Origin of the sequence: Nostoc sp. DedQUE07 (genome assembly GCF_034530975.2) — a bacterium.
Taxonomy (GTDB): Bacteria; Cyanobacteriota; Cyanobacteriia; order Cyanobacteriales; family Nostocaceae; genus Nostoc.
Genome location: NZ_JAVRCC020000007.1, coordinates 99,841 through 117,772 on the forward strand (window position 1 = coordinate 99,841; position 17,932 = coordinate 117,772).

Genomic DNA, 17,932 nt, shown 5'->3' on the forward strand with positions numbered 1-17,932 from the left:
GTGTTTTGAATTTGTCCACCTTACATAATGCAATTGAGGTTGTTTATGAATCGACTAAGTTCTTGGTTACGAAATATTCGTATTTCTCAAATCCTTGTAGTTTTCTTAGCAGGATTTATATTTTTACTGGGTCAGGCTTTTAGCTACGTTGATGTAGCACAAGCTGATGTTACAAGTCCAGAGGGTACTTATTACAAAGGAACACCAAATGGGCAAGGTGAAATTAGAAACGATACCCAAATCAATAATACCCAAAAATCACAAAATCCAATCAAAGGTGCTGTTGATAATATCCGCGAAAAATTAAACTTGGATGAAAAACCTCCTGAAGCTACAAAAGAGTTTTTTGATCCTAGTACAAATAGAAGTGCAGATAAAACTTCATCATATGAAGGAAGTAGAGAAGGTTATTATCGCACTCCTTCTAGTAACTAACTCAGAGATAGCAGCTAAAGGGTTAGTAAATCTTGAGTCGAATACTTGAATAACTTTTTAGCGGTTATTGAGACGCGATAACTATCGCGTCTCAAAATTAAGACAAATCCAGGATTTATCTTGATACGAACGATCCAGGAATTATAACTAAGGACTAAATAATTATGAAAGCAGTTTGCTGGCATGGAGCAAACGACGTGCGGGTGGAAACAGTTCCCGACCCTAAAATTCTTAACCCACGTGATGCTATTGTTAAAATTACTTCCACAGCAATATGCGGTTCAGATTTGCATATTTACGACGGCTATATTCCCACCATGCAAAAGGGCGATATCCTTGGTCATGAATTTATGGGGGAAGTCGTAGAACTTGGAAGTGCAGTTAAAAATGTGAATGTAGGCGATCGCGTCGTTGTTCCCTTCACTATATCTTGCGGTAGCTGCTTTTTCTGCAATCGGGATTTATGGTCGCTGTGCGATAACTCTAACCCCAATGCTTGGTTAGTCGAAAAGCAAATGGGACATTCACCAGCAGGTCTATTTGGCTACTCTCATTTATTCGGCGGTTACGCTGGCGGTCAAGCAGAGTATGCAAGAGTACCTTTTGCCGATGTAGGCTTGTTCAAAATTCCCGATGGTTTAACGGATGAGCAAGTGCTATTTCTAACAGATATTTTTCCCACCGGCTACATGGCAGCCGAGAACTGCAACATCAAACCCGGTGATATTGTCGCCGTTTGGGGTTGTGGGCCAGTCGGACAATTTGCCATCAGAAGCGCATATATGCTAGGTGCGGAACGGGTGATCGCTTTTGACCGCGTTCCCGAACGTCTGCAAATGGCTAAAGAATACGGCAAAGCAGAAGTTCTCAACTACGAAGAAGTGAATATTGGCGAAGCACTCAAAGAAATGACTGGCGGTCGTGGCCCCGATGCTTGCATTGATGCAGTAGGAATGGAGGCACACGGCACAGATTTTATGGCGATGTACGACCAGGTAAAGCAAGCAGTACGTTTAGAAACAGACCGTCCGACGGCATTACGGCAAGTAATAGTATCTGCTGCTAAAGGTGGTCATGTATCACTTGCGGGTGTGTACGGTGGCTTTTTAGATAAAATCCCAATGGGTGCTGCCATGAACAAAGGATTAACCTTCAAAATGGGACAAACGAATGTCCACAAGTATCTAAAACCTTTGCTAGAACACATCCAAAACGGTGATATCGATCCAACATTTATCATCACTCACACTTTACCTCTAGAACAAGCGCCCCACGGCTACGAGATTTTTAAGCACAAGAAAGATAACTGCATCAAAGTTGTACTCAAACCGTAGTAGGGAATGGGGAATGGGGAATGGGGAATAGGAAATGGAAACAAGGAAAATAACTATGCCCAATGCCCAATACTTCGACTCCGCTCAGTACAAGTGCCCAATGCCCAATACCCAAAGTTAAAACTAGAAAGAGGTAGAAAATATGTCTGATACAACCGTTATTAAAGTAGACTCTAGCAATTCCCCTAAAGGTCAACTTGGTCAGAAATATCTTGCATCTGGCAAAACCATTTCCATGCGCCTATGGGAAAATGAGGAACCGAACGAACCTAAAGAACCAGCAGCACGGGAATATGAAACTGTTGGTTATGTAATTACTGGTCGTGCAGAATTGCATATTGAAGGGCAAACGATTTTACTAGAACCTGGGAGTTCTTGGGTAGTACCAAAAGGAGCTAGTCACACTTATAAAATTTTAGAATCATTTACTGCTGTTGAAGCAACTAGTCCACCTGCTCAAGTTCACGGGCGAGACGAAAACTGATATCATGTTCGCATAAACTAGTTATGATTTCCACAGTCATTGCACCCCACCCCTTAATCCCCTCCCCGCAGGCGGGGAGGGGAGACAAGGCGTAGCTTTGGCGGGGTGGGGTTCTTCGGGTTTAATAAGCAATCAAGCGGACATGATATGATTTGCGATCGCTCGCTAAAAACCTATAGCCGCTTTCAATGACATGGAATATAAAGCATTCGTAGGAGAACAAGAATATTGTTCTCCTTTTTACTGTGCTTTGCACTTTAGAGGTTGTTTTAAAGTGTTGGGCTATGATTTTATCACATTTTTATCCCCCTTAATCCCCCCTTAGAAAGGGGGAAAAAGAAATCTAGTTCCCTCCCCTTTCTAAGGGGAGGGTTAGGGTGGGGTAAAAAATATTTCATACATCAACTATGACTTTTCAAACAACCTCTTATGGCATAAATCTTCTGATAGAGAGACATAACAAGACGAAATTGTATTCTATTAACAATGTCTTTTTAGAGAAAATGCTTTTTGGTAAGTCTGGTTTTCTATCAATAATTTCAGCATAGATAATTACTCAATATTTTTAACAAAAACAGAATGGAGCGAACAAATGAGGTTTGTCTTAAGACGCCGCAAGCTGGGTCAATTGATGGTCTTCAGCACAGTAGCGGCTACGATCGCTAATTTTGTAGAGAAAGCTGTAGCAGAAACTCAAGTAAAAAAAACTACCCCAATGCTGGCAACTTCCACTTCTGAAACTGTGAAGGTGACGCTACAAGTGAATGGAACACCTCATAGTTTGCAAATTGAACCGCGTGTTACTTTACTTGATGCACTTCGGGAATATCTAGGATTAATTGGTACTAAAAAAGGTTGCGATCATGGTCAGTGTGGTGCTTGCACGGTGCTGGTTGATGGGCAACGAATTAATTCCTGCCTGACATTTGCAATTATGCACACCGACGCAAAAATTACAACTATTGAAGGGTTGGAACAAGGAAACAATCTGCATCCGATGCAAGCCGCGTTTGTTGCCCGCGATGCGTTTCAGTGCGGCTACTGCACGCCAGGACAAATTTGTTCGGCAGTGGGTTTAGTCAACGAAGGACACGCCAAGTCAGATGCCGACATTCGCGAACTGATGAGCGGCAATATCTGCCGTTGCGGTGCTTATCCAAATATCGTGGCTGCTGTCCGCGATGTCTTAGAGGGAAAAAAAGATGCAGCCGTTTAGCTATAAGAAAGCAGGACAGGCAGAAAATGCCGTGGCGTTGGTTACTCCAGATGCCCAAGCTTCGTATCTCGCTGGTGGTACTAGCCTCATCGATTTGATGAAGCTGAATGTCCAGAATCCAAGAGAGTTGGTTGACATTAACCCACTCCCACTGAGCAAGATAGAAATGCAGGGTAACGGTGTGCGGATTGGAGCAATGGCAAGCAATAGCGAGGTTGCTTATAATCCGATAATTCAGGAGCGTTACCCGGTGTTGGCGGAGGCGTTGCTGTCTGGGGCATCACCGCAACTGCGAAATATGGCAAGTGTCGGCGGAAATTTGCTGCAACGTACTCGGTGTTACTACTTCCGCGATACCGCTTTCCCCTGCAATAAACGCGTTCCTGGTTCAGGTTGTCCGGCAATTGAGGGTTATAACCGCATCCATGCAATTCTTGGCGGTAGCGATCGCTGTATTGCCACCCATCCTTCTGATATGGCTGTGGCATTGGTGGCACTCGATGCCGTTGTGCAAACCCGCGGGCCAAGAAGAGAGCGCAGTATCCCGCTGGTAGATTTTCATCTTCTACCTGGCGAAACGCCAGAAAGGGAGACGGTTTTAGAACACGGAGAGTTAATTGTTGCCGTTGATTTACCTGCTTTAAACTTCGCAAGGCGATCGCACTATTTAAAAGTTCGCGATCGCGCCTCCTATGCCTTTGCGATGACATCGGTTGCAGCAGCATTAGATATTCAAAATGGAATTATTCGCTCGGCACGCATTGCCCTTGGTGGCGTTGGCACAAAGCCCTGGCGTGCCTTGGAAGCGGAAAAAGTGCTTCTGAACAAGCCGGCAAACCAAGCAACATTTCAAGCAGCAGCATTGGCTGCGATCGCCGGTGCTAAACCTCAAAAATACAACGGCTTTAAGGTCGAACTGGCTAAACGCACAATTGTTAAAGCGCTGACAACGGTGGGAGGGATGGCATGAATACTGGGGATAAAAATATAGTTGTCGGCAAACCGCTAAATCGAGTTGATGGATACCTGAAGGTGACTGGTGGCGCACGTTACGCGGCTGAGTTTCCGGTAGCCAAAATGACTTATGGCGTGACAATTCAAAGTGCGATCGCCAAAGGTAAAATTGCCCAAATCGATACCAAGGCGGCGGAACAAGTACCGGGTGTATTAGCAGTAATTACCCACCTCAACGCGCCCAAAGCTTCTGGAGAAAAGGGCGGCGGTCGCAAGCTGCAAGTCCTGCAAGATAACATTGTGCTGTATAGCGGTCAGCATATTGGTGTTGTGGTTGCCGATACCTTTGAACGAGCGATGTATGCTGCCTCCTTGGTGCAAGTTCGCTATGACGAAGAGAAACCAACCATTAATATGCGGGACAATCTCGCTAAGGCATACTTGCCTAAAGGTAAAATCCCTAGAGAGGAACCGCCCGATTTAGAGCATGGCAATCTCAGCCAGGGACTAGCGGCGGCAGCTGTCCGCGTCGAGCAAACCTATACCACGCCAGTAGAAAATCACAATCCGATGGAGCCTCATGCTACAACAGCAGTTTGGCAAGGTGATGAACTGCTGCTGTATGACGCAACTCAGGGCATCTTTCAGGCTCAACAAAAAGTTGCAGGGGTATTAGGAATTGAGCCTGAGAAAGTTCGCATTATGTCTTACTTTGTAGGCGGTGGCTTCGGTTGCAAAGGGTCGGCTTGGTCGCACGTCCCGCTAGCGGCGATGGCCGCAAAGCAAGTTAATCGCCCAGTGAAATTAGTTCTGGGACGGATACAAATGTATGGGCCTGTGGGCTTCCGACCGGAGACAATTCAACAGGTTTCTCTCGGTGCAACCCGCGATGGCAAATTGACTGCTTTGCGACACGTCGGCACTTCCCAGACTTCAACTTTCGATGAATTTATCGAACCTGTTGGTAAAAGCGCCCGAATGCTCTACGCTAGCCCGAATATCGAAACTAGCCACCATCTGGTTCAGGTCGATCAAGGAACACCAACCTATATGCGGGCCCCAGGCGAAGCTTCTGGGTCGTTTGCCTTAGAATCGGCAATGGACGAACTAGCTTATGCACTCAATATCGATCCGGTAGAGTTGCGTTTGCGTAACTATGCTGAAGTCGATCCTAGTAAAGAAATACCTTGGTCGAGCAAGTCACTGAGAGAGTGTTACAAATTGGGGGCAGAAAAGTTTGGCTGGCAAAAGCGCAATCCCAAGCCCCGTTCGATGCGAGATGGCAACTATTTAATTGGTTGGGGGATGGCGACAGCTACTTATCCTACTAACCGTTCCCCAGCATCAGCGATCGCTCAAATTATGGCAGATGGTACAGCCGTGGTGCGAAGCGGTTCCCAAGATATTGGTACGGGAACTTATACTGTGATGACTCAAGTTGCAGCTGAAGCACTCGGTTTACCAGTTGAGAAAGTGCGGTTTGAATTAGGCGATACCAAGATGCCACAAACCCCCATTTCTGGTGGTTCTCAAACTGCCGCCAGTGTCAGTTCAGCCGTGCATTTAGCGGGAAATCAAGCACGCAGTCAGCTTTTGCAACTAGCACTTGCCGATCAAAAATCGCCGCTTTATAGTTCAAAGGCTGAGGATGTGATTGCTCAAGATGGCAGCTTTTTCTTAAAAAATAAATCCTCCGCTAGCGAAACATATCAGGCAATCTTGGCACGACATGGGATGAAAATGCTCGAAGCGCGTGCAGATGCCAAACCTGGAGAGGAACAAAAGAAGTTTTCAATGCACTCATTTGGAGCGCAGTTTGCCGAAGTGCGCGTTGAGCCTGATTTAGGCGAAGTGCGAATAACGCGCTGGGTGGGAACTTTTGGCGTAGGACGCATCCTCAACGCTAAAACAGCCAACAGTCAGCTGATCGGTGGGATTATTTATGGCATTGGCATGGCGTTAATGGAACATACGCTAACAGACCCCAACCGAGGACGTGTTGTCAACCATGATTTAGCTGAGTATCACGTACCAGTGAATGCAGATGTTCCTGATATTGAAGTGTTGTTTGTCGATGAACAAGATCCACATATCAACCCGCTCGGTGTCAAAGGAATTGGTGAAATTGGCATTACCGGCACTGCGGCGGCGATCGCTAATGCTGTCTATCATGCCACCGGTAAGCGCATCCGCGATTTGCCAATTACCTTAGACAAACTGCTGTAGATATGGCGATCGCAACACTTGTAGAGACGCGATTTATCGCGTCTTAAATTTATCGCGTCTTGAAATACCAATCAGTAGAAGACTCAAGATTGATGACCGCTCAAGTAAAATTTGGTACTCTTAGCTCGGAATCACTGTAGTAATTACGTCCGCGACCGAGATGAGTAGTCCAACAGCCCGATCCTACGCTTTCTTATCGATTGCAGCAGCAATCATCACTATTGCCTTGAAATTTGGCGCTTACCTGCTAACCGGATCAGTAGGTTTGCTTTCAGATGCTATTGAGTCAATTGTAAATCTCGTAGCAGCATTGGTTGCTCTATGGGCATTGACCTATGCTGATAAACCAGCCGATGCCGAACACGCCTTTGGGCATTCTAAAGCTGAATACTTTTCCAGTGGTGCAGAAGGTGCGTTGATTGTAATAGCCGCTATCAGCATTGCTGTTGAAGCTTGGGGACGCTTGCTACATCCAGAACCGTTAACACAGTTGGGATTAGGGTTGGCACTCTCCCTCATTGCAACCGCAATCAACGGCGTTGTTGCCTTTATCTTGCTACGGGCAGGGCGACGGTTGCGTTCCATCACACTCAGGGCTGATGCTCACCATCTGTTTACCGATGTGGTGACTTCGGGTGGTGTGGTAGTTGGAATCTTACTCGTCAAGCTAACAGGCGCTCTCGTGTTCGATCCAATTATTGCACTGATAGTAGCAGCAAATATTACTTGGACAGGATTTCGTATACTGCGGGAAACCAGTAGCGCCTTACTGGATGCAGCTTTACCTAAAAAAGAAATTGACGCAATCAAGAGCATCCTTAACGAGTACAAAGGTCAAGACATCCAGTTTCATGCCTTGCGAACCCGCGCTGCTGGAACCCGTCGCTTTGTTTCCTTTCATGTTCTTGTACCTGGATCTTGGACAGTGCAACAAGGGCATGATTTATGCGAAGCAATTGAGCTTGCGATTGTTCGGGTGTTGCCTTCAACCCACGTTACAACTCATTTGGAACCTGTAGAAGATCCAGTTTCTTGGGAAGATTTGGAGTTAGAGCGTTCGAGCAATCAGCAAATGCAAGATATGAGCGTAAGAGATTAATTGCATACAACGCCGAATACTGCAAATGCGATCGCTTCCAGCAGGCGGTTACGCTATTGCAACTTGTTTTTTGCGGGAAGGACGCTTGCGGTCTGATTTTTTCTTCAATCCCACAGCTTGAGCTTGATCGCTATCTGAACCATATTGTCCGCGTACAACTTCTTTCATCGCTAATACGGCATTATGAAATTCCCATTCTGCTAATCGCGCAGCATCAGCAGCAGCACGGTATAAAGCTAATTTCTCGGTTTCGGTTTGTTGAGAAATCAACATTGCCTGATAAGCTTCCTGTAAATTAGCAGATGAAGCATCAGCACGAGTTGTGTTGTAAGTGCTGACGGTTTGTAAACCGTGGAATGAGTCAATATCTTGACTAATCAGTAGAGGACGCAAACGGTTTGTTGTATTTTGGGGAGGCATACATGCATACTTAATAAGTTGTACATTTAACGTACCCATTACAACAAAAAAAGTTATCAGTAAGATGAAATTTTCAGATAGAGCAAGGTTATAAAGGATAGTTTAAGATAACAGGTCGATGTATTGGCATAACAGACCGATGTATTGGCATAACAGACCGATGTATTGGCATAACAGACCGATGTATTGGCATAACAGACCAATGTATTGGCATAACAGACCGATGCAATTACAAAACCGTAAGACGACACTAAAAACTATGAGGAGCATTAAAATTTCTAACACTCTAAAGCTGAAGTGTCACTAGTGAGAATACAATCACAAAATGATGCAGTTTTGTTAGTAAAGACTGCACTAGAAAATAGTGGAGGTTAAAGCAATGGATGGGCGCGATCGGTACTTACGAATCGCTCTGGTTCTTTTTGGCATAGCTTTTCTACTTATTTATCCGCTAACTCAGGTCTGGGCATCAGGCTGGTTATGGCAACCAGGTCAGCACGAATACGAACAGATGATCGTTGGTGTTTATGCGACGCTTGGTGTATTTTTACTGTTGGCTTCAAGGCAACCAGAAGCTCACCTCAGTTTAATCTGGTTCACCGTCATATCAAGTGCAGTCCACGGGCTGATCATGGCGGTACATGCAGTAATTGACCCTGTTGAACAGGGACACTTGTTTGGTGATGTTCCAGCATTGTTCTTGGTAGCGATTGTCCTTGGCTTTTTAGCGCCCCGCAAAGTGGTGTCAAGTACATGAACGGGCGTAGAATGTCTGTGTATTTCCTATCATTAAAGAGATACAGCACATTTTAGATAAATATAAAACCTAAAACCTTGTAGAGACGTAGCAATGCTACGTCTCTACGTGTATTCGATTAGAGCGCAATTTGCTGTCAGCAGCTACCAGTCTATCTAAATAGCTGATTAACCAAAGTTTTACCCTACCCTAACCCTCCCCTTATAAAGGGGAGGGAACTAGATTTTCCGGTCTCCCCCCTTTATAAGGGGGGATTAAGGGGGGTAATTCAACTTGTGTGTACACCGTAGCCTTTTAGGAGAGAGAAATAGAAGTGAGGTTTTCCAGATGCCGTGAAAAGTCAGTTCTACAAGAAGTAATTAATCCTAACTCCAGATAGATATCAAGGGGTAAGAATGAGTGCTATTTGTAACCAAAGTATTTATTAAATTTAGTGAGACTTTAACAGCCAGTAAAAGAAGCATGACTACAGAACAGCCGTTAATACTTGACGCTGCCAGCGACGAATTCATTTCAAAAATTGGTTCAAGTGCGCCTGTTCTTGCTAGTCAAAAAGGATTCTGGAATGGAGTCAGAGTTAGCTATTACGAGTACCACAATGCTGTTGAGACTCCTGAGCATTGTTTCTCGCAGCATTTGATCACAATTCATCTCAATCACGCCGTCGCGATCAAAGAGCAATTGCTAAATGGTCATTTACGATGCGCGAGCTTCAGCAACGGCGATATTTGTTTAACTCCTGCAACTGCTCCTGTTTCAGTGCGTTTACAGGATGCAAGCGAGTGGATTGCTCTACACCTTGAACCCACGTTTATCAAGCAGATCGCGGCGGAAGTGGTCGATCCGGATCGACTTGAGATTATACCCCAATTCAAGTTAAATGACCCGTTAATTTATCAAATTGGGCTTGCTCTAAAGGTAAATCTTGAATCTGAGAATGCCTGCGATCGCCTCTACACCGAGTCAATGGCAACCGCACTTTCTGTTCATTTACTACGGCACTACTCGACCCAAAAGCCCAAAATTGCAAGCTATTCTGATGGATTATCACAGGCTCGATTACGACAAGTGACTGAATATATTCACCAGCATTCGGCGCAGAATCCTAGCCTAACGATCATGGCTGAAATGGTGCAGATAAGTCCTTATTACTTTAGCCGTTTGTTTAAACAATCGACCGGATTAACACCACACCAGTATTTACTCAAATGCCGCACAAAAGAGGCGAAACAGCTACTCAAGACTACAAATCTCTCGATCACTAACATTGCAATTCAAGTAGGCTTTGTCGATCAAAGTCACCTGAACCGCCATTTCAAGCGCCATTTTGGTGTTTCACCCAGCCAGTTCCGCGCTTAGGAACGTGGATTAAATAAAATGCAAAACTTCATCCTGTCTCTAGCTTCCCTCTCCTTTATAAGGAGAGGGATTGAGGGTGAGGTAAGCCAGGGACATAAACATAAATTGTATGTTGTTTAATTCTTATTCCTTAGAGCAAGAATGTACTGTTAAAAAGCAAGATCGTCCAAGACAGTCAGGCTTTATTTTTCCTACGATTTCTAGAGATTGGTTAATCAAGGGATAAAAATAAAGCTTTTTCTACCATGAAATTCTAACTAATTGAAATAAAGGATTTATACATGAACGCACAAAACAAGCCACAAGCTTTTCAAGTTAATAGTGCCGAAGGTCGCGCTTATTGGGGTATGGGCATTCTCTGGATTATGCTGGCAACTGCCGAAGATACTGATGGACAGTATTCTTGTATAGAAGAAATTATACCGCATGGGCCGGCAGCACCACCTCACATTCATGAGGCGGCAGATGAAACCTTTTACATTCTCGAAGGCGAAGCCACCTTCTTTGTCGAAGACCAGCCGATTAAAGCAACTGCTGGATCGTTTGTGTCAATTCCACGGGGTACAAAACACGCTTTTCAAATCGATTCTGAAACGGCTCGACTACTCAATACTTATGTCCCCGCAGGTTTTGAGTATACAATCATGGCAACGACAGTGCCCGCAGAGGCACGCACATTGCCTCCTGCTTCAATACCTTTTCCCGATCGAGAACAAGCTAATCAAGCGCTTGAGCAAGTCATTCAGCAGTATCCTGCCGCTAAAACAAAATTCTTACAAGGCTTTGCAAGCTAAATTACCCAACACCAAATTATTCGAGTTTGGCTCTGGCAGATCGATCGCTTTTCAAGTAACGAGTCTGCCTCATTAAATTCTGTAAATACAAAGAAAATCATGACAACAAAATTGACGGTTCTAGTCGCTGGCTCTACTGGGATGCTGGGTTCTAAGATTGTTTCTGCTCTACTCGACAAAAGCAACCTTGATATTCGAGCAATGGTGCGCTCAATCAACGACAGCAGTGCAAAAAATCGTCAAAAAATTGAGGCGATGCAAGCTAAGGGTGTCACGATCGCAGAAGGCGACTTAATGAAACCTGAAACGCTGCTGTCTGTTTGTGACGGGGTTGATGTGGTCGTCTCTGCGATCGGCAATAATGACGTGACTGTGCCAGGGCAGAAAAACCTGATTGATGCTGCCAAACAGCAGGGCGTGAAGCGGTTCATTCCTTCCGATTACTCCGTGGACTATCGCAAACTGGATTATGGCGACAATGATAACCTGGATATGCGGAAGGAAGTGTTTGAGTATCTCCAGCTCATGGGTTTGGAATATACCCTAGTTCTCAACGGGGCATTTATGGAATTCATCACCTATATGCCACTGTTTGACCTAGAACATCAGATATTTCAATACTGGGGCGATGGTGAAACACCGCTCGATCTTACCACTACTGATGATACCGCCAAGTATGTGGCGGAAGCGGTGAGCGACCCAAGCTTAGGAAACACGGCATTGTCAGTCGCAGGTGACACTTTAACCGCGAAGCAGTTGAAAGCCACTTATGAAGCGGCAACGGGCAGCAAATTAACCGAAAAATTATTGGGCAGTATCGCCGAGATGAAAGCTTGGATTGCTAACAAAAAAGCGTCAGCCAGTTCACGCGAAGAGTACGTTTACCACCAGTATATGTACGCGATGGTATCGGGTAAAGGCAAACTCGATCGGATTGGGAGCGATCGCTATCCCCACATTAAACCTAAGACGGTTAAGCAATTTCTAAGCAAAGGAAATTCGTAAAATGGCACAACAGCAGGTTTAGTGGAAAAAGTGGTGGTGCTTTCGTCTCTCGCTTGCGAGTTTGTTACGAGGCAAAAAACAGAGGGTTTTCCTGCTGCCCTTTAATATCATGTCCGGTTAAAGATTTATTATTAAGACGGCAGGGGAGCAGTTCTTGCTGGGGGCAGGGGGAAAAAGGGTTTCCTGGTTTTTGCACAGATGCGGGAATTATAACTAATTAGGCGGACATGATATAACTCCTACTTTTATTGATAAAGTTTTAAATCAAGCAAGTTTAAACAAAAAGTAAGTTTTTACAATACATCGACTTGCATTAGGAATACATCGACTTGCATTAGGAATACATCAACTTGCATGGTGAATGCATCGACTTACATTAGGAATGCATCGATTTGCATTATGAATGCATTGACTTGCATTAGGAATACATCAACTTGCATGGTGAATGCATCGATTTGCATTGTGAATGAATCTTGCGGAGTATATTTAAAAGCACACCTTAGCTAGAGTCTCTGTGCCAGATAGCAGTGATAATATACGGCTCATTCCTGTTGGTGCTTGTAGGAGACAATTATGGAAATCAGTAGACGCAGCTTGTTAAAAACTGCTTCTGCTTCGGGATTAGTGGCAGCATTACAGTTTCGGAAGGATTTTTGCAACCGCTCTTTGCCCAAACAGAACTCAACCAGATGATATCCCTGCATTCAATCGAGAAATCTTGAATCTATTTGCACAATTTGCACCAACGGCATCTGCTTCACATTAATCGGCTTTGTTTGTAGCTTACTCAACTGTGCGATCGCGTTTAATTTTTCATTCAACGTTTCAAAATATAGCTTTATCCAAGGAGAACACTAATTATGTCTAACTTCAAAATATTTTCTACTGGTATAGTAGCGATCGCTTTATCTCTGGCGACTGGTTGCACACCGACTACTCCGCACGACCAGACTACATCTGAAGTTCCAGCTGCTGTACCTGTACAAGGAACTGAGAGTCCATCCCCAACTGTATCGCCAACTACCTCACCAACTCCATCAGGGCAAAATAACCTCAGTTCGGCAGACAGACAGTTCATCACTCAAGCCGCTCAAGATGGTTTAGCAGAAGTCCAACTAGGACAACTGGCATTACAACGTGGAGCTAGCAATGTGGTAAAACAGTTTGGACAGCATATGGTTGAAGATCATACGCAAGCAAACAATCAACTTAAACAGCTGGCGGCTCAAAAAGGTGTGACGCTGCCAACTACTATTGGCGCCAAAAATCAGCAAGTAAAGCAACGTTTATCCAAACTTTCTGGTGCTAACTTCGATCGTCAATATCTGAACCAGATGCTTCAAGCTCATCAAAAGGATGTTGCTGCATTCCAAACTGAAGCTGAACAAGGACAAGATGCAGACGTGAAAGCATTTGCGGCTCAAACGCTACCAACCCTCCAACAACATTTGCAAGAGGTTAGTTCTCTTGTTAATCCTGGAAGTTCAACTAGCACCCCAACTCCAACTAGCACCTCAACTCCAACTAGCACCCCAACTCCAACCACTACCCCGTAAGGCAATAAAGTTCAGTTAAGCATTTCTTCTTTCCCTTTGTATCCGCTGCGCGTACTCTTGCAAACAAGCAAGCTACGCGTAGCGTTTTGTAGAGAAGGTGGTAGGGGTACAGCAATGATTAAACTTCTTGGCATTGTAGGGAAAAGGGTAAGGGGTAAAGGTATAGGAATTTTCCCAAACCCAGTAACCTTTCTAAAATAGCTGAGTAACCAAGGTTTTACCCCACCCTAACCCTCCCCTTATAAAGGGGAGGGAACAAGAAATCTTGTTTCCCCCCAATATATCGGGTGGATTAAGGGGGGTAATTTGACTTGTGTATTACAAGCCGATGCTTTGGGGTGGGGTAAAGCGTGTGTGGGACAAACGTTTGAGCTTAAGTTGACCCAATGAGCAATCATGTGTCCCGACGACAGATGTGGTTCAAATACATGATTTCTGCTGGAAGACGAAAATTTCATCATTAAAGAGAATTTTAAGGAACCACGATGTCTAAATTGTTTAAAGGAAAAATTTCTCGTCGTCAAATTCTAACTACAGCTGGGTTAGGAGCCGTTTCAGCCGCCGCAATTGGTAGTATGGGCGAAGAGGTTACTGCCCAACAACCAACGGGACAAGCCACTCCTCGCGGAGGTTCGTTGCCGCCTCAGATTGAGTTTCCGCCCATCTCAGAAAAAACTGAGGTTGATACGGGTGGGCCACCAACTGCATTACCTCCAGAGCGACGTTTGGGATTTGCGATCGTTGGACTTGGCAGACTGACATTAGAAGAAATCATGCCTGCCTTTGCAGAATGTAAACTAGCAAAGCCAACTGCATTAGTTAGTGGTGATGCTGCCAAAGCAAATCTTGTTGCCCAGCAGTATGGCATTAAACCGCAGAACGTTTACAACTATCAGAATTACGACAATCTCCGCAACAATCCAGACGTTGATGTAATTTATATTGTACTGCCTAACAGTATGCACCGGGAATATACGGTGCGTGGTGCGAAAGCTGGAAAGCATATTCTGTGTGAAAAGCCGATGGCAACCACAGTCGAAGATGCTCAACAGATGATCGACGCGTGCAAACAAGCCGATCGCAAGCTGATGATTGCTTATCGCTGCCAATATGAGCCACACCATCGCGCCATGATTGCGATGATCCGTAGCAAAGAATTGGGAACTGTGAAGGTGATTCAGGCAGATAACGGACAAAATCAGGGAGGTGACTTAAATCAGTGGCGATTGAAACGCGCCTTAGCTGGAGGTGGCTCTTTACCGGATGTAGGAATTTATTGCTTGAATGCAACTCGCTATTTAACGGGAGAGGAACCGATCGCAATTAGCGCCCAAATCTTCAGTACTCCCGGCGATCCGCGCTTCAAAGAAGTAGAAGAAAATGTCACCTTCCAGCTGCGGTTTCCCAGTGGAATACTAGGGATTTGCTCCACTAGCTACGGCTTTCATGAAGGGCGGCGGTTTCGCGTTTTCGGCTCTGATGCTTGGGGACAACTCGATCCGGCGTTCTCCTACAATGGTTTGCGAATGATGACTTCGCGCAAATCCCCAACCAACAGCATGGCAGAAAATATTAGCGAAGTGCGGATAGGTGAGAAGAATCAGTTCGCCTTAGAAATCGATCACATGGCGGATTGTGTGATTCAAAATAAACAACCTCATACACCTGGTGAAGAAGGTTTGCAAGACCAAAAACTTATAGCGTTGATTTACGAAGCGGCACGAACAGGCAAAACGATTACCTTGCCTCGTGTCTCAGGATTGGATACCACTCGTGGCCCCGCTCCGCGAATGCTGAAGTAATCTGTGCATACCGCAGTCATGACCAAAGAGGGGGAAGGGGAAGGGGTACAAGTCCCTGTTTTTAAACATGGAGACAGAAAAAGATGTATTTCGAGATACGTAGTACGAGAAATACAGCGTCATAGTATCAAGCCCCTAACTTTAGTTATGGGGTTCCCTTTTCCATTTTCCCTTTTCCCTTTTCCCTGCCCGAAGGATTTGACAACCTCTGCTTGAAGTCTGGTGCGTAAATCTTTGTTTCGCGATCGCCCGATTGCCTAAAGTTGGCAACTATCCTGTGGGGCATGATTTCAGTAGTGTTTTCGCTTATCTTGGATAGCAGAACACCGCGATGCTTGCGGCGGTAAACAACGCACCTCAATCTAACGTACTATACTGTAATCGTTAAAAGGCAGCAAATCTAAGGAGTGTTTGACACTAGCAGCGATGCACAATGGCACAGCGATCGCATTGTTTGCATTGAGACTACCTACTCAACTTCATAAACTGCTAGAAACAGAAACAAATGAACGAATTACAAGCAATTTTAGAAGGCTTCCAGTCAAGTCAAAAAAATGGTGAAATTACTTTTCTTGCTACTGTAGTCAAAACTCAAGGTTCAACCTATCGCCGACCGGGTGCCAAAATGTTGATGACAGATACAGGTCGGACGATCGGAACAATCAGCGCGGGTTGCTTAGAAAATGACGTATTTGAGTATACTCAACAACGAATGTCGGACGGCGAACCAATTGTTGTTACTTACGATAACACCGCCTCGGAAGATATTCTTTGGGGCTTTGGTTTGGGGTGCAATGGAACAGTGCAAGTTCTCATCGAACGTCTTGAAAAAGAAAGTTCACCAAATGCGATCGCTTTTATGCAAGAGTGCTTTCATCAAAAACATTTGGGTATTATTGCTACAGTCATTGCTTTTGAAGGCGAGGTAGATGTGAAACTTGGGTCGCGTTTACTGCTGTATCCTGATGGTAAAATTATCGCTGACATCAAAGATCCAAATTTAATTCAATCTCTGCAAGTAGATACTCAAGCAGCTTTTACTAATCAAAAGTCTAGTGTAAAAAACTATCAGTTACCTTTAGGCAGTGCAGAAGTTTTTATTGAAGTCATCCAACCACCCACGCCTTTAGTAATATTTGGTGCTGGTTATGATGCTGTACCCGTAGCACAGTTTGCTCAAGCATTAGGTTGGGACGTTACTGTAGTCGATTGTCGGGCTAATGAGGCAACTAAAGCGCGATTTCCGACAGCTTGTGACGTGATTCTGACTCAGCGAGAAATTGTCCAAAAACAAATATTTATAGATGTCAAGACAGTTGCCGTAGTGATGACGCATAATTATCTTGATGACCTGGAAATTTTGAAAACATTGCTGCCATCTCCCGCACGCTACATAGGGGTTTTAGGCCCAAAAGCACGTACTGAAAGATTGCTTGAAGATTTACGTTCGCAAGGAATAGTTTATACTACTGAACAATTAACTAGATTGCATGGCCCGATTGGGATTGATATCGGAGCAGAAACACCTGAAGGAATAGCGATCGCGATTATTGCAGAAATTCAAGCAGTGCTAACAAACCGCAATGGTAGTTTTTTAAAAAATCGCAATCAACCGATTCACCAATGTTATGAAAGCAACTCAAACTTGCTACTTACCCCATAGTTTTTATGACTGCTATAGACAACGAGAAATCAACCATAGCCGTTATGATTCTTGCTGCTGGTGCATCTACTAGGATGGGTACACCGAAACAACTATTGCTTTACCAAGGGCGTAGTTTTTTACAATATATTACAGAAATAGCGATCGCTTCAGTTTGTCAACCTGTGGTAGTAGTACTTGGAGCCAACGCAGAACAGATTCATCCCCAAATTAAACAACTTCCCGTTAAAGTAGTTAAGAACTCGGATTGGGCTTGTGGAATGAGTACCTCAATCAAGAGTGGTATTGAATTGTTAAATAATCTTCCGCAAAAAATAGAAGCAGTAGTTATTACACTTTGCGACCAGCCATTTGTTTCTCCCCAAATTATCAATCAACTTGTTGATGCCTATTATTCGACAAAAAAACCGATTATTGCTTGTGAATATGGAGATACATTAGGTGTACCTGCTCTATTCAGTCAGACATTTTTTTCAGAACTTGCCGCTTTAAAGGAAACTTCAGGAGCGAAAAAAGTTATTAATCATAACCTTAATGAAGTGTTTTCTATTCCGTTTCCATTAGGGGATATAGATATTGATACACCAAAGGATTACGAACAATTGCTATCAATTACTAAAGGAATTTTTGAAGCATCTTGAACAAGAACGCTAAAAGCGAACAAGTAGAAAAGACCGCGCTAGCTCCACAATGCAGTGCCTCCCCGACCTATACAGATAGAAAAATAGAAAAAGTTGGGTTAGTATTTTAAGGCTAGAATTTTTTTCCTAGCCTTTTGTCTTTAAAGCATTTTAGGAATGAGGATATAGGACTCCTATTTTATTTTTA

The 17,932-nt window shown here is 44.3% G+C and carries 17 protein-coding genes; 16 read left to right on the plus strand and 1 reads right to left on the minus strand.

Annotated elements, in window-relative coordinates; all coding sequences use genetic code 11:
• Window positions 1-45: 45 nt before the first annotated feature.
• The 7 genes from RMZ95_RS08065 to RMZ95_RS08095 all read left to right on the plus strand — a co-directional run bounded on the left by RMZ95_RS08065 (window position 46) and on the right by RMZ95_RS08095 (window position 7,748).
• Complete coding sequence (locus RMZ95_RS08065; RefSeq protein ID WP_322671621.1) at window positions 46-435, plus strand: hypothetical protein; 390 nt, start codon at window positions 46-48, stop codon at window positions 433-435.
• Window positions 436-599: 164 nt separating this feature from the next.
• Window positions 600-1,769 carry a zinc-dependent alcohol dehydrogenase gene (locus RMZ95_RS08070; protein WP_322671620.1) on the plus strand — a complete coding sequence of 390 codons (1,170 nt, stop codon included), beginning with the start codon at window positions 600-602 and terminating at the stop codon, window positions 1,767-1,769.
• Between the two features lie 142 nt (window positions 1,770-1,911).
• Window positions 1,912-2,253, plus strand: a complete 342-nt coding sequence (locus tag RMZ95_RS08075) for a cupin domain-containing protein (protein ID WP_322686199.1) — start codon at window positions 1,912-1,914, stop codon at window positions 2,251-2,253.
• A gap of 592 nt (window positions 2,254-2,845) precedes the next feature.
• A complete protein-coding gene (locus RMZ95_RS08080) occupies window positions 2,846-3,469 on the plus strand; it encodes a (2Fe-2S)-binding protein (RefSeq protein ID WP_322671617.1) in 624 nt (207 codons plus the stop codon).
• A complete protein-coding gene (locus RMZ95_RS08085) occupies window positions 3,456-4,439 on the plus strand; it encodes a xanthine dehydrogenase family protein subunit M (RefSeq protein WP_322686200.1) in 984 nt (327 codons plus the stop codon). Before RMZ95_RS08080 ends, RMZ95_RS08085 begins: the two co-directional genes overlap by 14 nt.
• Complete coding sequence (locus RMZ95_RS08090) at window positions 4,436-6,649, plus strand: xanthine dehydrogenase family protein molybdopterin-binding subunit (RefSeq protein ID WP_322686201.1); 2,214 nt, start codon at window positions 4,436-4,438, stop codon at window positions 6,647-6,649. The genes RMZ95_RS08085 and RMZ95_RS08090 overlap by 4 nt, the downstream gene beginning before the upstream one ends.
• A 160-nt stretch (window positions 6,650-6,809) precedes the next feature.
• A complete protein-coding gene (locus RMZ95_RS08095; RefSeq protein ID WP_322686202.1) occupies window positions 6,810-7,748 on the plus strand; it encodes a cation diffusion facilitator family transporter in 939 nt (312 codons plus the stop codon).
• Between the two features lie 48 nt (window positions 7,749-7,796).
• On the opposite strand, the gene RMZ95_RS08100 is transcribed toward RMZ95_RS08095, so the two are convergent.
• A complete protein-coding gene (locus RMZ95_RS08100; RefSeq protein ID WP_322686203.1) occupies window positions 7,797-8,168 on the minus strand; it encodes a hypothetical protein in 372 nt (123 codons plus the stop codon).
• Between the two features lie 364 nt (window positions 8,169-8,532).
• Between RMZ95_RS08100 and RMZ95_RS08105 the strand changes: the two genes are divergently transcribed.
• From RMZ95_RS08105 to RMZ95_RS08145, 9 genes are all read left to right on the plus strand, one after another.
• The gene (locus RMZ95_RS08105) at window positions 8,533-8,925 is read left to right on the plus strand and encodes a DUF6632 domain-containing protein (protein WP_322686204.1); all 393 of its coding nucleotides are present in this window, start codon (window positions 8,533-8,535) and stop codon (window positions 8,923-8,925) included.
• Between the two features lie 399 nt (window positions 8,926-9,324).
• Window positions 9,325-10,284 carry an AraC family transcriptional regulator gene (locus RMZ95_RS08110; protein WP_322686205.1) on the plus strand — a complete coding sequence of 320 codons (960 nt, stop codon included), beginning with the start codon at window positions 9,325-9,327 and terminating at the stop codon, window positions 10,282-10,284.
• 281 nt (window positions 10,285-10,565) lie between these two features.
• Entirely contained in the window at window positions 10,566-11,078 is a 513-nt protein-coding gene (locus RMZ95_RS08115; RefSeq protein ID WP_322686206.1) for a quercetin 2,3-dioxygenase, read from the plus strand.
• A gap of 111 nt (window positions 11,079-11,189) precedes the next feature.
• Entirely contained in the window at window positions 11,190-12,083 is an 894-nt protein-coding gene (locus RMZ95_RS08120; RefSeq protein ID WP_322686207.1) for an aromatic alcohol reductase, read from the plus strand.
• Window positions 12,084-12,656: 573 nt separating this feature from the next.
• Window positions 12,657-12,776, plus strand: coding sequence for a twin-arginine translocation signal domain-containing protein (locus RMZ95_RS08125; protein ID WP_409882190.1), 120 nt, complete (start codon window positions 12,657-12,659; stop codon window positions 12,774-12,776).
• A gap of 167 nt (window positions 12,777-12,943) precedes the next feature.
• The gene (locus tag RMZ95_RS08130) at window positions 12,944-13,639 is read left to right on the plus strand and encodes a DUF4142 domain-containing protein (protein ID WP_322686208.1); all 696 of its coding nucleotides are present in this window, start codon (window positions 12,944-12,946) and stop codon (window positions 13,637-13,639) included.
• A 485-nt stretch (window positions 13,640-14,124) separates the two neighbouring features.
• Window positions 14,125-15,441 (plus strand): Gfo/Idh/MocA family oxidoreductase, encoded by a 1,317-nt coding sequence (locus tag RMZ95_RS08135; RefSeq protein ID WP_322686209.1) that lies wholly within the window; start codon window positions 14,125-14,127, stop codon window positions 15,439-15,441.
• Between the two features lie 505 nt (window positions 15,442-15,946).
• A complete protein-coding gene (locus RMZ95_RS08140; protein WP_322686210.1) occupies window positions 15,947-17,104 on the plus strand; it encodes an XdhC family protein in 1,158 nt (385 codons plus the stop codon).
• 5 nt (window positions 17,105-17,109) lie between these two features.
• Window positions 17,110-17,745 carry a nucleotidyltransferase family protein gene (locus tag RMZ95_RS08145; protein WP_322686211.1) on the plus strand — a complete coding sequence of 212 codons (636 nt, stop codon included), beginning with the start codon at window positions 17,110-17,112 and terminating at the stop codon, window positions 17,743-17,745.
• Window positions 17,746-17,932 lie beyond the last annotated feature (187 nt).